This is a genomic window from Pseudomonas antarctica (assembly GCF_900624995.1).
Taxonomy (GTDB): domain Bacteria; phylum Pseudomonadota; class Gammaproteobacteria; order Pseudomonadales; family Pseudomonadaceae; genus Aquipseudomonas; species Aquipseudomonas antarctica.
Genome location: NZ_UYXQ01000005.1, coordinates 168,746 through 185,270, shown reverse-complemented (window position 1 = coordinate 185,270; position 16,525 = coordinate 168,746). Strand labels below are relative to the sequence as shown.

Genomic DNA, 16,525 nt, shown 5'->3' with positions numbered 1-16,525 from the left:
CTGTTCATAGCCATCTGAGCCATTCTTCAATTCTGCCCTTGCCGACCGGCCGGGGGCCTACCAGAATCCAAGTCAGTCCCCGCTCCCTACACCAGGATGAACGTCATGATGCACGCGGATTTGATTGACCAGGATGACCTGCTGGGGCAACTGCGCTCACTGGGTTTTGAAGTGTCCAGCGGTGCTACCGCCGAGCAGGCTTGCGAGTGTGCGGTACGCGGTTTGAGCGCCGCGCGGGCCAAGGCGCTCAAGGGCATGGTGGAACAGATGTACACCGGCAGTGCGACGATCCTGCCGGCTGTACGCCAGGCGATCGACAAGCAGTTGTTGCCGGCGTTGGGGCAGTTCAAGCAGAACTCTGGCGTCTGATAGATCGCTATCGCAGGCAAGCCAGCTTCCACATTTGAATGTATTCACAGATCAAAATGTGAGAGCTGGCTTGCCTGCGATGAAGTACCTTCGGTCTAGAGCCTTACACTCGCGAAAGTCGACTCGTTCCGCGCCTGACTCAACGCCGACATTGGCCCCGCCAGCGGTGACAACACCAGCGCCTGCGGAATCGGCATCATCGCCACTTGCTGGGTGGTGTTGGAGCCTACACGCTCATCGCGCGGCGGAATGCCGAAGTACTCGCGATAGCACTTAGAGAAGTGCGGCGTGGACACAAACCCGCACACCGAGGCCACTTCGATGATCGACATCGGCGTTTGCTTGAGCAATTGCCGCGCACGAATCAGACGCAGCTTCAGGTAATAACGCGATGGCGAGCAGTGCAGGTATTTCTGGAACAGCCGCTCCAACTGGCGACGCGACACGGCGACGTACACCGCCAGCTCGTCCAGGTCGATGGGCTCTTCGAGGTTGGCTTCCATTAGCGCGACGATTTCCTGCAGCTTCGGCTGGTTGGTGCCGAGCATGTGCTTGAGCGGCACGCGCTGGTGATCCTGTTCGTTGCGGATGCGTTCGTAGACAAACATTTCGGAGATGGCGGCTGACAACTCACGGCCGTGGTCGCGGCTGATCAGGTGCAGCATCATGTCCAGCGGCGCAGTGCCGCCCGAACTGGTGAAGCGGTTGCGGTCGAGGGTGAACAGGCGTGTGCTCATGGCCACGCGCGGGAACGCTTCCTGCATCGACGCCAGGCATTCCCAGTGCACGCTGCAATCAAAGCCGTCGAGCAAACCGGCGCAGGCCAGGGCCCAACTGCCAGTGCACACGGCGCCAAGGCGACGCGACTGGCGCGCCTGGCTTTGCAGCCACGACACGTGTTCACGGGTAACGGTGCGCTGGATACCCACGCCGCCGCACACAATCACAGTGTCCAGGGCCGGGGCTTTGTGCATGGAAGCATCGGGGGTGATTTGCAGACCATCGCTGGCCCACACTTGGTTGCCGTCGACACTCAGGGTTGTCCAGCGATACAGCTCGCGACCGGACAGCTGGTTGGCCATGCGCAGGGGCTCCACTGCGGACGCCAGGGAAATCAGCGTGAAATTGTCCAGCAGCAAAAAGCCGATGGATTGAGGCGCACGGTTCTGGGGTTGAGCCCCTGAGTTGAACGACGTCATCGCGGTATCTCCTCACACAAAGCGGGTGATGGCCTCAGGCGAGGCTCTTGTTATTGCGCCCTGCTCTTGTGCAGAGAGAGGCTTTGAATTGATAGAGCAAATGCCATGCCTAAAATTGAATGGGCATTCAATAACTCCTGAAAACGACCTGATGATGCGTCTATATAAGCCCGCGTAAGGAGTGCGGGATATGACCCGAAAAGGACGTTGAAGTAAGCCTGCTCACGGGGTGTGAGCAGATCGGTAGCACTTGTGGGAAGGCGCTTTGAGGGCGTGGGAAAAGTCTGTCACCGCACGCACGGGTGACAGGTGGTCGAGCGGAAAATCGTTCTGGAGCTACTTATCTGTTTGCGACGCGCTAAAAGGTGGCGCTTTTGAATCCGGGTGTTCACTTTTTGAGCAGAGTTGCCAATCAATTGTGGCGAGCGGGCTTGCCACAACACGCCGCTCACCAGAAGAAAGCGGTCAACACTCCACCGCACTCACCGCCAACCCACCGCGCGAGGTTTCCTTGTATTTGTCATGCATGTCCGCGCCGGTATCGCGCATGGTGCGGATCACACGGTCCAACGAGATAAAGTGCTGGCCATCGCCACGCAGCGCCATTTGCGCCGCGTTGATCGCTTTCACCGCCGCAATCGCATTGCGCTCGATACACGGCACTTGCACCAGCCCACCCACCGGGTCGCAGGTCAGGCCGAGGTTATGCTCCAGGCCAATTTCGGCGGCGTTGCACACTTGCTCCGGCGTGGCGCCGAGGATCTCGGCCAGCCCGGCAGCGGCCATGGCGCACGCCGAACCCACCTCGCCCTGGCAGCCAACTTCGGCGCCGGAGATCGAGGCGTTCTTTTTACACAGAATCCCCACTGCCGCCGCGCCGAGCAGGTAATCAACGACGTTGGCTTCAGTGACCTCTTCGCTGAACTTCATAAAGTAGTGCAACACCGCCGGGATGATCCCCGCCGCGCCATTAGTCGGTGCGGTGACCATGCGCCCGCCAGCGGCGTTTTCCTCATTCACCGCCAGGGCGAACAGGTTGACCCACTCCATCGCGCTCAAGGTCGAGCCGATCACATTCGGCTTGCCCAGCTCCTGCAAGCTGCGGTGCAACTTGGCAGCGCGGCGACGCACGTTCAAACCGCCGGGCAGGATGCCCTCATGCTTGAGACCCTGCTCCACGCAATCCTGCATGGCCCGCCAAAGTTTCATCAGCCCAGTGCGGATTTCTTCTTCGGAGCGCCAGACCTTTTCGTTAGCCAGCATCAACTCGGCCACGCGCAGGTTGTGGGTTTTGCACAGCTGCAACAGCTCCACCGCGCTGGAAAAGTCATACGGCAGTTCGGTGCGGTCCATATCGGCCACACCGCTTTGCGCCTGGGCTTGATCCACCACAAAACCGCCACCGACTGAATAGTAAGTATCGCGGTGCAGCTCGCCGTCTTCACCGAACACCACCAGCGTCATGCCGTTGGGGTGGAACGGTAGGTTTTCGTCGAGCAGGCGCATGTCGCGCGCCCATATGAAAGGCACCGGCAAATACCCGTCGAGCAACAGCGTGTCGGTCTCGCGCAGGGTATGAATACGCTGGCCAATTTGCGCCGGGTCGATCGCGTCCGGCCACTCGCCCATCAGGCCCATGATGGTGGCGGTGTCGCTGCCGTGGCCGATGCCGGTGGCCGACAATGAACCATACAGCTGAACTTCGACGTGCCTGACTTGTTCCAACAGTTCACGTTCACGCAATGCTTGGACGAACAACGCCGCGGCGCGCATGGGGCCGACGGTGTGAGAACTCGAAGGCCCGATGCCGATCTTGAACAGGTCGAAAACGCTGATAGCCATTGCCGTGAAACTCCTCGGTGAGCAGGCTAGGCATGAACAAGCTGCTACGCTCAGATCGCCCAGATGGCGGCATCATCAAGCTTTTATCCGCCCTCACGGCGTCTCACACCGACGTAACCATGCTCACCAACGCCGCCCTCGTGCGATCAGGCGTTTTGGCCGTTTTTAGCGGTGCAGATCGGTAAAAACTGCGGTTTTGCCACTGGAAAAATCTGTAAGCGACGTTACCGACACTGGATGCGACCATCCCTGTACTGGATACGACGCCCCCTGTAGGCGTCAGATTTTCGCTGGTACATGATCAGTCTCGACTCGTTTGCAAGGCACCGTGCCTGCGCTTCATCGCACGCCCCAACCGCAACACTTATAAAGCGCGGCAAATGCCGCCAGAAAAAAGACACAGGAGTCTACCCCGATGAAAGGTTCACCCTCGTTGTTGTTGGCCGCCATGCTGAGTCTGCCAGTCTTGGCGAACGCTGCAGAACCGGAACAGTGCAAGACCGTTAACTTCTCCGATGTCGGCTGGACCGACATTACCGTCACCACCGCGACCACCAGCGAAATCCTCAAGGGCCTGGGCTACAAGCCGCGCACCACGATGATTTCGGTACCGGTGACTTACAAGTCGCTGGCCGATGGCAAGAACATGGACATCTTCCTCGGCAACTGGATGCCGACCATGGAAAACGACATCAAGCAGTACCGTGATGCCGGCACCGTGGAAACCGTGCGCGCCAACCTGGAAAACGCCAAGTACACCCTGGCGGTCCCCGAAGCGCTGTACAACAAGGGCCTTAAAGACTTCGCCGACATCGTCAAATTCAAGGATGAACTGGGCGGCAAGATCTACGGTATTGAGCCAGGTAACGATGGCAACCGCACCATCCAGACGCTCATCGACAAAGACGCCTTCGGCCTGAAAACCGCGGGTTTCAAAGTGGTTGAGTCCAGTGAAGCCGGAATGCTCTCGCAAGTGGAACGCGCCACCAGGCGGGACCAGGCCATCGTGTTCCTTGGCTGGGAACCGCACCCGATGAACACCCGCTTCAAGATGAAGTACCTGACTGGCGGTGACGATTCGTTCGGCCCCAACTACGGCCAGGCCACCATCTATACCAACGTGCGCAAGGGCTACACCCAGGAATGCAGCAACGTTGGCCAATTGCTGAAGAACCTGTCGTTCACCTTGAACATGGAAAGCACCCTGATGGGTAACGTGCTGGACGACAAGATGAAGCCTGACGCCGCGGCCAAAGCCTGGCTGAAGAAGAACCCGCAAGTGCTCGACACCTGGCTCGCCGGTGTGACCACGGTTGATGGCAAACCAGGCCTGGAGGCCGTCAAGGAATACCTCGCCAAGTAAGTGCTGACCCCGGGGCGGTGCGCTGCCCCGGGATGTTTTCCCCTTCGCATGTGGACATTCACTACCATGCTGACTGAACATAAAATCCCACTAGGCCAGTACATCGCTGCCTTCGTCGATTGGTTGACCCAACACGGTGCCAACTACTTCGACGCAATCGCATCGACCCTGGAAACGATGATCCACGGCGTGACGTTTGCGCTAACCTGGTTCAATCCACTGGCATTGATCGGTCTGGTTGCGCTACTCGCTCACTTTATTCAACGCAAATGGGGCCTGACGGTGTTTGTCATTGCCTCCTTCCTGCTGATCCTGAACCTGGGGTACTGGCAGGAAACCATGGAAACCCTCGCACAGGTGTTGTTCGCCACCCTGGTCTGCGTGGTTATTGGTGTGCCGCTGGGCATTGTTGCCGCGCACAAACCCATGTTCTACACCCTGATGCGACCGGTACTCGATCTGATGCAGACCGTACCGACCTTCGTCTACCTCATCCCTACCCTGACCCTCTTCGGGCTGGGTGTTGTGCCTGGTCTGATCTCCACGGTGGTGTTCGCGATCGCTGCGCCTATCCGTCTGACCTACCTGGGTATCCGTGATGTGCCGCAAGAGTTGATGGACGCCGGCAAGGCCTTTGGTTGCTCGCGTCGCCAGTTGCTCTCACGCATTGAACTGCCCCACGCCATGCCGAGCATTGCCGCCGGCATTACCCAATGCATCATGCTGTCGTTGTCGATGGTGGTGATTGCGGCCTTGGTGGGCGCCGACGGCCTCGGCAAACCGGTGGTCAACGCACTCAACACCGCCGACATCGCCCTGGGCTTTGAAGCTGGCCTGGCAATCGTATTGCTGGCGATCATGCTCGACCGCATCTGCAAACAACCCGACGCTAAAGTAGGGGGTGATGCATGAGCATTATCCGATTCGACAATGTCGACGTGATCTTCTCCAAAGACCCGCGCGAAGCACTCAAGCTGCTCGATCAAGGCATGCACCGCAATGAGATCCTGAAAAAGACCGGGCAGATTGTCGGCGTTGAAAAAGCCAGCCTGGACGTTGAGAAAGGCGAGATCTGCGTACTGATGGGCCTGTCGGGCTCCGGCAAGTCGAGCTTGCTGCGCTGCATCAACGGCCTTAACACCGTGAGCCGTGGCCAGCTGTTTGTGGAGCATGAAGGACGCCAGATCGACATCGCGTCCTGCACCCCTGCGGAGCTGAAAATGATGCGCACCAAGCGCATCGCCATGGTGTTCCAGAAGTTCGCCCTGATGCCCTGGCTGACGGTACGCGAGAACATCAGCTTTGGTCTTGAAATGCAGGGCCGCCCGGAAAAAGAACGGCGCGCGCTGGTGGATGAAAAACTCGAACTGGTGGGCTTGGCCCAGTGGCGCAACAAGAAGCCCGATGAGCTGTCGGGCGGCATGCAGCAGCGCGTCGGCCTGGCCCGCGCGCTGGCGATGGACGCCGATATCCTGCTGATGGATGAACCGTTCTCCGCCCTCGACCCGCTGATCCGCCAAGGCCTGCAAGATGAACTGCTGGAGCTGCAACGCAAGCTGAGCAAGACCATTGTGTTTGTGAGCCACGACCTGGATGAAGCGCTCAAATTAGGCAGCCGCATCGCGATCATGAAGGACGGCAAGATCGTCCAGTACAGCGTGCCGGAAGAGATCGTGCTGAACCCGGCGGACGACTATGTGCGCACCTTCGTCGCCCACACCAACCCGCTGAACGTACTGTGCGGTCGCAGCCTGATGCGCACCCTGGACGACTGCAAACGCATCAACGGTTCTGTGTGTTTGGACCCGGGCGACGATTCGTGGCTGGACCTGGCTGAAGGCAACACCATCAAGGGTGCCCGCCAGAATGGCGCGGTGATGAACCTGCAGAACTGGGCACCAGGGCAACCGGTAGAAGGTTTGGGCCGTGTGCCGACGTTGGTGGACTCCAATATCGGCATGCGCGATGCGCTGCAGATTCGTTATCACACCGGGAATAAGTTGGTGTTGCATGACAGCAATCACCAGGTGGTGGGGATCTTGGGGGACAGTGAGCTTTACCATGCCTTGCTGGGCAAGAACCTGGGCTAGTCGGCACCGCAAAACAAATGTGGGAGCGGGCTTGCTCGCGAATGCGGTGTGTCAGTCAGCACATCTGTCACTGATACACCGCATTCGCGAGCAAGCCCGCTCCCACATTTTGCTCTGTTTACACATAAAAAAAGCGGCACCCGTGAGGGCACCGCTCGGCTCAAGCATCAGCTATAGACACGGCCAAGGAGCTGCCGATGGCTTTCAAACTGATCGAGCACGTCCCGGGTAATCTGTTCCTGGGCAAAGCCCATCAGGTCGTATTCCTGAGGTCCGTTGTGCAGGTAGACCTCGGCCCGGTAGTAACGCCTGCGCTCTTCTTCGGGCACCTCGCTCGGTGCCGCCGAATAAGCATCCAGGCTCACTTCATAGACAAACGGGTTGCCCTCTTCCATCTCGATGCGCACACCAATGCAACGCTTGGATTTGCCCAACAAGGTCTGCACTTCCAGCCCTTGATCACGCAACGCAACCGCCGCTTCTTCCAGCGCCGGCGTGACGTGCTTGTCCATAAAGCGTTGCACAGTGCCCTGGCTTGGTTGCAGGTCCAGCGCGGTCAAACGCTCGCTGAATCCACGGCGGCCACGCTCGGCCAATTGCGCCTGCTCCTGTTCGACGGCCACGTCCTGGCGCATCGCCTTGTGCAAACCGAACATGAACAGAATCAGCACCACCGAGAACGGCAGCCCCGCCAACACCACCATGGTTTGCATGGCTTCAAAGTTGCCGGCAAACAGCAGGCCGATGGTCACCAGGGTGATCACGACCGACCAGAAGATTCGCAGCCAATGCGGCGCATCTTCGTCCACGTTGCCGCCTTTGCACGACAGGTTGGCCATCATCACCGCGCCGGAATCCGCCGGGGTCAGGAACAACACAAAGCCCACGAAGATCGACACGCCGATGACGATTTTCGACGCCGGGTAATGCTCCAGCAATTGGTAGATGGCCATCGACGGTTGTTCCAGCGCCGTCTTGCCCAACTCGACGGCACCGTGGTTGAGCACCAGGTCCAGCGCCGAGTTACCGAAGATCGACAGCCACGCCAAGGTAAAGCCCAGCGGGATCAGCAGCACGCCAGCCACCAGTTCACGCACGGTGCGGCCACGGGAAATACGCGCGATGAACATGCCTACGAATGGCGCCCAGGAAATCCACCAGGCCCAGTAGAACAGGGTCCACAGGCCCATCCAGCGCTCGGTCTTGTCGGCGTCGCCTTCGTACACGTACAGGTCGAAAGTCTTCAGCACGATGCCGTTGAGATAATCACCCGTGTTCTGCACCAAGCCATTGAGCAGGTGCAGGGTCGGGCCGAACAGCAGCACGAAAATCAGCAAGCCGCTGAACAACACGATGTTGAGGTTAGACAGGCGGCGAATGCCGTTTTCCACACCCGACACGGCGGCAATGGTCGCCACGGTGCTCATCACGATGATCACGATCAGCAGGTTGGTGTTGTTGTGCTCCATGCCGAACAGGTTTTCCAACCCGGACGACACTTGCATCGCACCAATCCCCAGGTTCGTCACCAGGCCCAGCAAGGTCACGAACATGCCGAAACCGTCCACCGCGTGGCCGGCCGCGCCTTTCACCCAACGCTCGCCTACCAGCGGGTACAGCGCCGAACGCAAGGCCAGCGGTTGGTTATGACGGTAGGCGAAATACGCCACAGCCAAGCCAACCAAGGCATAGATCGCCCAGCCGTGCAGGCCCCAGTGCAGGAAGGTCAGCTGCAACGCCTGGCGTGCCGCACCATTGCTGGCAGCCGCGCCTTCGGGCGGGTTGAAGTAGTGGTCCAACGGCTCGGAAGCACCGAAGTACAGCAGCGAGATGCCGATGCCCGACGAGAACAACATGCCGGCCCAGGCGCCGTAGCTGAAGTCCGGGGTGTCGTCCTTGTTGCCCAGTTTCAACTTGCCGTAGGACGAAAACGCCAGGCCGACCACAAACACCAGGTAAGCGGCGATGACCACCATGTAGTACCAGCCGAAGCTTTTCGACAGCCAGGCCTGTGCTACGCCGAGCATGCGCCCGGCCTCCTGCGGGGCGATGATCAGAATGACGGTCAACAACAGAATGAGCGCGGTGGAGGTGTAAAACACCCAACCGTTGACCCGTACCTTTTCCGGTGGGGTCTTTATAAGAGAGGCAGAACTCATGGCGCAGATGCTCCGGGCAGTGCGAGAGAGAAACACAAGGCAACGGTTATCCCGGGACATCGATTTTTCGGCAGTCGACGGACGGGTGTTATAAAGACACCCCGAAAATCCTTGAGCCCCGCCGACGCGGTGGCAGGCCCTGATATGGCCGGTTTCAAGGATTTATGCAGGTGTCAGAGGCTGCTGCTCACAGGTAGGAAATATCTGTAGGGAGCGACCATTTGTCGCAGATCTTATTCTTTGTTGATTGAACGTTCAATCAAAACAAAATAGACTGGCCTTCAAGCCGACGGACGTTTATCGCCCCTCGGCAGGCCTAAGGAGAGGTGCTACATGCCCAAGGTCGGTATGCAACCCATACGCCGCCAGCAGTTGATCGAAGCCACCTTGACGGCCATCGATCAGGTTGGGATGGGAGATGCCAGCATTGCGCTGATCGCCCGTTTGGCCGGTGTCTCGAACGGCATCATCAGTCACTACTTTCAGGACAAGAACGGCCTGATCGCCGCAACGATGCGGTACTTGATGAATGTGCTGATCGAGAACGTCCACGAACGCAGGCTTGCGCTGAAGGACGACAGCCCACGGGCGCACCTTCGGGTGATCATCGAGGGCAACTTCGACGCCAGCCAGGTCAACGGACCGGCAATGAAAACCTGGCTGGCCTTCTGGGCCACCAGCATGCATCACCCGTCATTGCACAGGTTGCAGCGGATCAACGATCAACGTCTGTATTCCAACCTGTGCTGCCAGTTCCGCCGAGTGCTACCGCTGCCGCACGCACGCAAAGCAGCCAGAGGCCTGGCGGCCCTGATCGACGGTTTGTGGTTGCGCGGCGCCCTGTCGGGAGATGCTTTCGACACGGAGCAGGCGCAACGGATCGCTTACGAATACATGGACTTCCAATTGGCCAAGCAGGTGAGTTAGAGCACACATAAACGCTCAACCCCTGAACGTCTGCCGCTCAGTGTTGCCAGAACACCATGGCCCACTGGCGGCGGGTAACGCCAACCACTTATGCACTTGCGAGGACTTTATGGCCCGTTTCGAACTGCAAAAACTCTACATTGACGGCGGCTACAGCGACGCTGGCAGCGATGCCACCTTCGAAGCCATCAACCCGGCTAACGGTGAAGTTCTCGCCCAAGTGCAACGCGCCACGAAGGAAGACGTTGAACGTGCCGTAGTCAGCGCTGAAAAAGGCCAGAAAATCTGGGCTGCGATGACCGCCATGGAGCGTTCGCGCATCCTGCGCCGTGCCGTCGACATCCTGCGCGAGCGCAACGACGAGCTGGCCGCGCTGGAGACCCTGGACACCGGTAAAGCCTTCTCCGAAACCCAATACGTCGACATCGTCACCGGTGCCGACGTGCTGGAATACTACGCAGGCCTGGTGCCGGCCATCGAAGGCGAGCAGATCCCACTGCGCGACACTTCGTTCGTCTACACCCGCCGCGAGCCGCTGGGCGTGGTTGCCGGTATCGGCGCGTGGAACTACCCAATCCAGATCGCCCTGTGGAAATCCGCACCGGCCCTGGCTGCCGGTAACGCGATGATCTTCAAGCCGAGCGAAGTCACCTCGCTGACCACCCTGAAACTGGCTGAAATCTACACCGCAGCCGGCGTTCCGGATGGTGTGTTCAACGTATTGACCGGCAGCGGCCGTGAAGTCGGCACTTGGCTGACCGAGCACCCGCGCATCGAGAAAGTCTCGTTCACCGGCGGCACCGACACCGGCAAGAAAGTCATGGCCAGCGCTTCGAGCTCTTCGCTCAAAGAAGTGACCATGGAACTGGGCGGCAAGTCGCCGCTGATCGTGTTCGAAGACGCAGACCTGGATCGTGCGGCCGACATCGCGATGATGGCCAACTTCTACAGCTCCGGTCAGGTTTGCACCAACGGCACTCGCGTATTCGTGCCTAAGCACCTGCAGGCGGCTTTCGAAGCCAAGATCGTTGAGCGTGTTGCGCGCATCCGCGTTGGCGACCCGCAAGACGAGAACACTAACTTCGGCCCGCTGGTCAGCTTCGCCCACATGGAAAGCGTGCTCGGCTACATCGCTAAAGGTAAAGAAGAAGGCGCTCGCATCCTGTGCGGCGGCGACCGTCTGACCGACGGTGCATTCGCCAAAGGCGCCTACGTGGCCCCGACCGTGTTCACCGATTGCACCGACGAGATGACCATCGTCCGTGAAGAAATCTTCGGCCCAGTGATGAGCATCCTCACTTACGAAACCGAAGAAGAAGTGATCCGCCGCGCCAACGATACAGACTTCGGCCTGGCCGCTGGCCTTGTGACCAAAGACCTGAACCGCGCTCACCGCGTGATTCATCAGCTGGAAGCGGGTATCTGCTGGATCAACGCCTGGGGCGAATCCGACGCCAAAATGCCGGTCGGTGGCTACAAGCAATCCGGTGTGGGCCGTGAGAACGGCATCAGCTCGCTGAACAACTTCACCCGCATCAAATCGGTACAGGTAGAGCTGGGCGACTACGCCTCGGTGTTCTAACCCCGAGCGTTGTATTGCCTGCGAGGCCGCCATCGCGGCGGTGCGACGATTCGACAAGCCCGGCTCCCACGTTTTGACCGTGTGAACCCGATCAAATGTGGGAGCTGGCTTGCCTGCGATGAGTGCGAAGCACTCGCCTGACCTGACCATCTCCAAAGAGGGCGCATTATGTCCCAAGAATACGATTACATCATTGTGGGTGCCGGCTCCGCCGGTAACACCCTGGCGACCCGTCTGACCGAAGACGAAGGCGTCACCGTTTTGCTGCTGGAAGCCGGTGGCCCAGACTACCGCTTCGACTTCCGTACCCAAATGCCGGCCGCGCTGGCGTTCCCGCTGCAAGGCCGCCGCTACAACTGGGCCTACGAAACCGATCCAGAGCCACATATGGACGGCCGCCGGATGGAATGCGGTCGCGGCAAGGGCCTCGGCGGTTCCTCGCTGATCAACGGCATGTGCTACATCCGTGGCAACGCGATGGACTACGACAACTGGTCGAAACTGCCAGGCCTGGAAAACTGGTCCTACCTCGACTGCCTGCCGTATTTCCGTAAGGCCGAAACCCGCGACATCGGCCCCAACGACTACCACGGTGGCGACGGCCCGGTCAGCGTGACCACGCCTAAAGCCGGCAACAACCCGCTGTTCCACGCGATGGTTGAAGCTGGCGTACAAGCCGGTTACCCGCGCACCGACGACTTGAACGGCTACCAGCAAGAAGGCTTCGGCCCGATGGACCGTACCGTCACGCCTAAAGGCCGTCGCGCCAGCACCGCTCGCGGTTACCTGGACACGGCTAAAAAGCGTTCGACCCTGACCATCGTCACCCACGCCCTGACCGACAAAGTGCTGTTCGAAGGCAAGCGTGCCGTTGGCGTGCGCTACCTGATCGGCGCCGCCGAAGAGCGCGTTGAAGCCCGTGCGCGTAAAGAAGTGCTGGTGTGCAGCGGCGCAATCGCCTCGCCGCAACTGCTGCAACGCTCCGGTGTGGGCCCGGCCAAACTGCTGGAAAGCCTCGATATCCCGGTGGTCCACGACCTGCCGGGCGTCGGCGAGAACCTGCAGGACCACCTTGAGTTGTACCTGCAATACGCCTGCACCCAGCCAGTGTCGCTGTACCCGTCGCTGCTCTGGTACAACCAACCGGCGATTGGTGCCGAATGGCTGTTCAACGGCACCGGCATCGGCGCCAGCAACCAGTTCGAAGCGGGCGGTTTTATCCGTACCCGTGAAGAATTCGATTGGCCGAACATTCAGTACCACTTCCTGCCGGTGGCAATTAACTACAACGGCAGCAACGGTGTGAAAGAGCACGGTTTCCAGGCGCACATGGGTTCCATGCGTTCGCCAAGCCGTGGCCGCGTGCAATTGAAGTCGAAGAACCCACGGGACTACCCGAGCATCCTCTTCAACTACATGGCCACCGAGCAAGACTGGCAGGAGTTTCGCGACGGCATCCGCCTGACCCGCGAAATCATGCAGCAGCCGGCACTGGACCAATACCGTGGCCGCGAGATCAGCCCGGGTATTGAAGTGCAAACCGATGAGCAACTCGACACGTTCATCCGCGAGCACGCCGAAACCGCGTTCCACCCGTCCTGCTCGTGCAAGATGGGCACCGACGAAATGGCGGTAGTGGATGGCGAAGGCCGTGTGCATGGCATGCAGGGTCTGCGTGTGGTTGATGCGTCGATCATGCCGATCATCACCACCGGCAACCTCAACGCGCCGACGATCATGATCGCCGAGAAAATCGCCGACAAGATCCGTGGCCGCCAGCCGCTGCCGCGCAGCACCGCCGACTACTACGTAGCAGGCGATGCGCCGGTGCGTGGCAAGCCGATGCGTGAAGTAGGCCCTACCGCGCAGTAACTGATACACCGCGGAGCCCCATTCGCGAGCAAGCCCGCTCCCACATTTTGACCGTGTTAACCCGATCAAGTGTGGGAGCGGGCTTGCTCCCGAAGAGGCCCGAACAAGCGCTGTAAATCCCCCGCCTACACTTTCCTTGATCAGCTCCCCGCCCCAGGCCTACTCTGTTGCCTGCCCGCGATGAGCCGCCCACAAGGAAGGCCCCATGTTCGACCACCACGCCACACTCAAAAAGCACTTCAGTGCCCTGCGCACCACTGCTGAATTTTTCTCGCTGCGTTACGTCCGCGAATCCGGCCAATACCTGTCGGTACGCAAGAACGTCGCCGAGCCGCCCTACCTGAACCACGACGAGGGCGCCATGCTCACCGTGCGTCTCAATGGCGTGGAAGCCTACGCCGCCACCCACGACATTTCCCTTGCTGGCCTGCAAGCCGCCCTTGAGCGTGCCGAACAGCAAGCCCGCCGAATATTGCCCCACGCCCTGCTCGACCTGCACACGCAGCAGGTCTCCAGCGACGTCGCCGACTACCTCTCACCCGACCTCGACCAGCCCTTCCCGTCCTTAAGCGACTGCTACCAACTGCTGGGCGATGAATCCGCCAGCGTGCCCAAGGACGAACGCCTGGCCAGTTGGGAAGTTAGCCTGGGCACCACACGGGTTGAACAGACCTACCTCAACAGTGCTGGCGCCGAATTGCGCCAGGCCCAGCGCTTTGTCTACCCAGGCTTGAGCGTCACCGCGTTCGACGGCAACGACAGCCAGACCCGTACACTGGGCGGCACCAACTTCGGCCAGCAAGGCAGTGCGAACGTGATTCACCGCTTCGGCCTGGCCGGCGCCGCCTGCCAAGTCGCCGACGAAGCCCTGCAACTGCTGCTCGCGCCAAACACGCCAAACGGCCCGCGTGATCTGCTGCTGATGCCCGAGCAGATGATTCTGCAGATCCACGAGTCCATCGGCCACCCGCTGGAACTGGACCGCATCCTCGGTGATGAGCGCAATTACGCGGGCACCAGCTTTGTGAAGGCCAGCGACTTCGGCCACCTGCAATACGGCTCGCCCTTGCTCAACGTGACATTCGACCCCGACATTCCTGAGCAGCTCGCCAGCTACAGCCATGACGACGACGGCACCCGCGCCACCAAGCAGTTCCTGATCCGCGATGGCCTGCTGCTCAAACCGTTGGGCGGTGCGCTGTCGCAATTTCGCTCGGGGCTGAGCGGCGTCGCCAACAGCCGCGCGTGCAGCTGGAACCGTGCACCGATTGACCGCATGGCCAACCTGAACATCGAGGCCGGCGACAAAACCCAGGCCGAGCTGATCAGCGGCATCGAGCACGGCATCCTGATGAACACCAACCGCTCTTGGTCCATTGATGACGCGCGCAATAAATTCCAGTTCGGCTGCGAGTGGGGCCAACTGATCGAAAACGGCGAGCTCAAAGGCGTGGTCAAAAACCCCAACTACCGCGCCATTTCCGCGCAATTCTGGCGCAAGCTCAGCGCCGTCGGCGATGCCAGCACCTTTAAGGTCTTGGGCACGCCGAACTGCGGCAAAGGCGAACCTAACCAAGTGATCCGCGTGGGTCACGCGTCACCTGCGTGTGTATTCAGTGATGTCGACGTATTTGGGGGAGATGCCTGATGAACAACTTTAAGGCACTGGTGCAATGGCTCAAGCAGGCCGTCACCGACAAGGAACAATTTCACTTGGGTTATGCGGACGAATCCTCCGAGTTCGTGCGCTTCAATCACGCGCAAGTGCGCCAGGCGGGGCACGTAAAACAGGCCAGCCTGAACCTCAAGCTGATCAACGACGGCCGCCACGCCGATCTCAGCATTACCCTCGCAGGTGAGCCTGAGCTTGATCGCGAACGCCTCGCCGATGGCCTGCAACAATTGCGTGAAACCTTGCCTTTGCTGCCGCCAGATCCGTATTTGCTGCTTAATCACAACGCCTGGCAAAGCCACAACGAACAGCTTCGGCCCTTGCCGGAACTGGCCCAAGTGCTGGAAGACATCAGCCAGGCAGCTGTAGGCGTGGACTTGGTCGGCTTCTATGCCGCAGGCCCGATCAGCCGTGGTTTCGCCAGTTCCGACGGTGCGTTTGGCTGGCATCAGGCCAACAGCTTCAACTTCGATTTCAGCCTGTTCCACGCCAATGGCGAAGCGGTCAAAGCCAGCTACGCCGGGCACACCTGGAGCAGCGCCGAGTTTGCCGCACGCTTGCAGCAAGTGCGCGAACAGTTGGAATTTCTGGGTCGCCCTTTGCACAACCTGGCCCCCGGCCAATACCGCGCCTACCTCGCCCCGGCGGCGTTGGAAGAAATCATCGGCATCATTACCTGGGGCGGGTTTTCCGCCCAGGCCATCGCCAGCAAAGGCAGCTCGCTACAAAAGCTGTATGCCGGTGAGCAATCGTTGAGCCCATTGGTAAAAGTCGATGAGCAGATCAGCGGCTCGCTGAGCCAGGCGTTTTCCACCGAAGGCTACCCGCGCGGTGATGTCACGCTGATCAGCGCGGGCAAGGCCTGCGGCCAGTTGATCAACTCGCGCAGCGCCGCCGAATACGGCCTGAGCACCAACGGCGCCAGCAGCGACGAGTCGCCCAGCGCCTTGCAGATGGCGGCAGGCAGCCTGGCCCAGGCTGATATCCTCAAACAATTGGGCACTGGGCTGTACATCAGCAACCTGTGGTATTTGAACTACTCGGACTTGCCCGCAGCACGCCTGACCGGCATGACGCGCTTCGCCACGTTCTGGGTCGAAGACGGTGAGATAAAGGCGCCGGTGAGCACCATGCGTTTTGATGACAGCGTCTATAGCCTGCTCGGTTCGCAGCTTGAAGCGCTGACCGCTGAGCGGGAGCTGTTGTTGTCGGCGAGTACGTACAGCCAGCGCAATACCGCGTCCAATCTGTTGCCGGGCGCGTTGGTAAAACGCCTGACCCTCACCCTGTAAACACAAAACCCAATGTGGCAACTGGCTTATGTGGGAGCTGGCTTGCCTGCGATGCAGACACCTCGGTGTGTCAGTAGGACCGCAGTGATGCCATCGCGGGCAGCCAGCTCCCACACTGTTCTATGTTCGTTTCTGACCCCCCTCTTCACCCCTTCCTA

The 16,525-nt window shown here is 59.9% G+C and carries 12 protein-coding genes; 9 read left to right on the top strand and 3 right to left on the bottom strand.

The features are described from left to right. Positions 1–105 precede the first annotated feature (105 nt). Positions 106–369 (top strand): hypothetical protein, encoded by a 264-nt coding sequence (locus E0F99_RS05975; RefSeq protein WP_083356383.1) that lies wholly within the window; start codon positions 106–108, stop codon positions 367–369. Positions 370–464: 95 nt separating this feature from the next. Here E0F99_RS05975 and gbdR read toward each other — a convergent pair whose 3' ends face one another. Together gbdR and E0F99_RS05965 are read right to left on the bottom strand one after the other, a co-directional pair. Next, positions 465–1,568 carry a choline metabolism transcriptional regulator GbdR gene (gene gbdR / locus E0F99_RS05970; RefSeq protein ID WP_032884022.1) on the bottom strand — a complete coding sequence of 368 codons (1,104 nt, stop codon included), beginning with the start codon at positions 1,566–1,568 and terminating at the stop codon, positions 465–467. Between the two features lie 465 nt (positions 1,569–2,033). Next, positions 2,034–3,410: an L-serine ammonia-lyase gene (locus E0F99_RS05965; protein ID WP_083356382.1), complete on the bottom strand. Its 1,377-nt coding sequence runs from the start codon at positions 3,408–3,410 to the stop codon at positions 2,034–2,036. A gap of 415 nt (positions 3,411–3,825) precedes the next feature. Between E0F99_RS05965 and E0F99_RS05960 the strand changes: the two genes are divergently transcribed. From E0F99_RS05960 to choV, 3 genes are all read left to right on the top strand, one after another. Then, positions 3,826–4,773, top strand: coding sequence for a choline ABC transporter substrate-binding protein (locus E0F99_RS05960; RefSeq protein WP_083356381.1), 948 nt, complete (start codon positions 3,826–3,828; stop codon positions 4,771–4,773). A 66-nt stretch (positions 4,774–4,839) separates the two neighbouring features. Next, on the top strand, positions 4,840–5,685 hold the full coding sequence (choW, locus tag E0F99_RS05955; protein ID WP_083356380.1) for a choline ABC transporter permease subunit: 846 nt from the start codon (positions 4,840–4,842) through the stop codon (positions 5,683–5,685). Then, complete coding sequence (choV, locus tag E0F99_RS05950) at positions 5,682–6,863, top strand: choline ABC transporter ATP-binding protein (RefSeq protein WP_083356379.1); 1,182 nt, start codon at positions 5,682–5,684, stop codon at positions 6,861–6,863. Before choW ends, choV begins: the two co-directional genes overlap by 4 nt. A gap of 167 nt (positions 6,864–7,030) precedes the next feature. Here the strand turns inward: choV and E0F99_RS05945 are convergent, their stop codons facing one another. Then, complete coding sequence (locus E0F99_RS05945; protein WP_232000155.1) at positions 7,031–8,965, bottom strand: BCCT family transporter; 1,935 nt, start codon at positions 8,963–8,965, stop codon at positions 7,031–7,033. A gap of 390 nt (positions 8,966–9,355) precedes the next feature. Here E0F99_RS05945 and betI point away from each other — a divergent pair, with 390 nt between their 5' ends. The 5 genes from betI (at position 9,356) to E0F99_RS05920 (ending at position 16,367) form a co-directional block, all read left to right on the top strand. Beyond that, on the top strand, positions 9,356–9,949 hold the full coding sequence (betI, locus tag E0F99_RS05940; protein ID WP_010207128.1) for a transcriptional regulator BetI: 594 nt from the start codon (positions 9,356–9,358) through the stop codon (positions 9,947–9,949). A gap of 109 nt (positions 9,950–10,058) precedes the next feature. Next, positions 10,059–11,531 (top strand): betaine-aldehyde dehydrogenase, encoded by a 1,473-nt coding sequence (gene betB, locus E0F99_RS05935; RefSeq protein ID WP_083356377.1) that lies wholly within the window; start codon positions 10,059–10,061, stop codon positions 11,529–11,531. 168 nt (positions 11,532–11,699) lie between these two features. Then, entirely contained in the window at positions 11,700–13,403 is a 1,704-nt protein-coding gene (gene betA / locus E0F99_RS05930) for a choline dehydrogenase (RefSeq protein ID WP_083356376.1), read from the top strand. A gap of 205 nt (positions 13,404–13,608) precedes the next feature. Beyond that, complete coding sequence (locus E0F99_RS05925) at positions 13,609–15,051, top strand: TldD/PmbA family protein (protein ID WP_083356375.1); 1,443 nt, start codon at positions 13,609–13,611, stop codon at positions 15,049–15,051. Continuing rightward, entirely contained in the window at positions 15,051–16,367 is a 1,317-nt protein-coding gene (locus E0F99_RS05920) for a TldD/PmbA family protein (RefSeq protein WP_083356374.1), read from the top strand. The genes E0F99_RS05925 and E0F99_RS05920 overlap by 1 nt, the downstream gene beginning before the upstream one ends. Positions 16,368–16,525 lie beyond the last annotated feature (158 nt).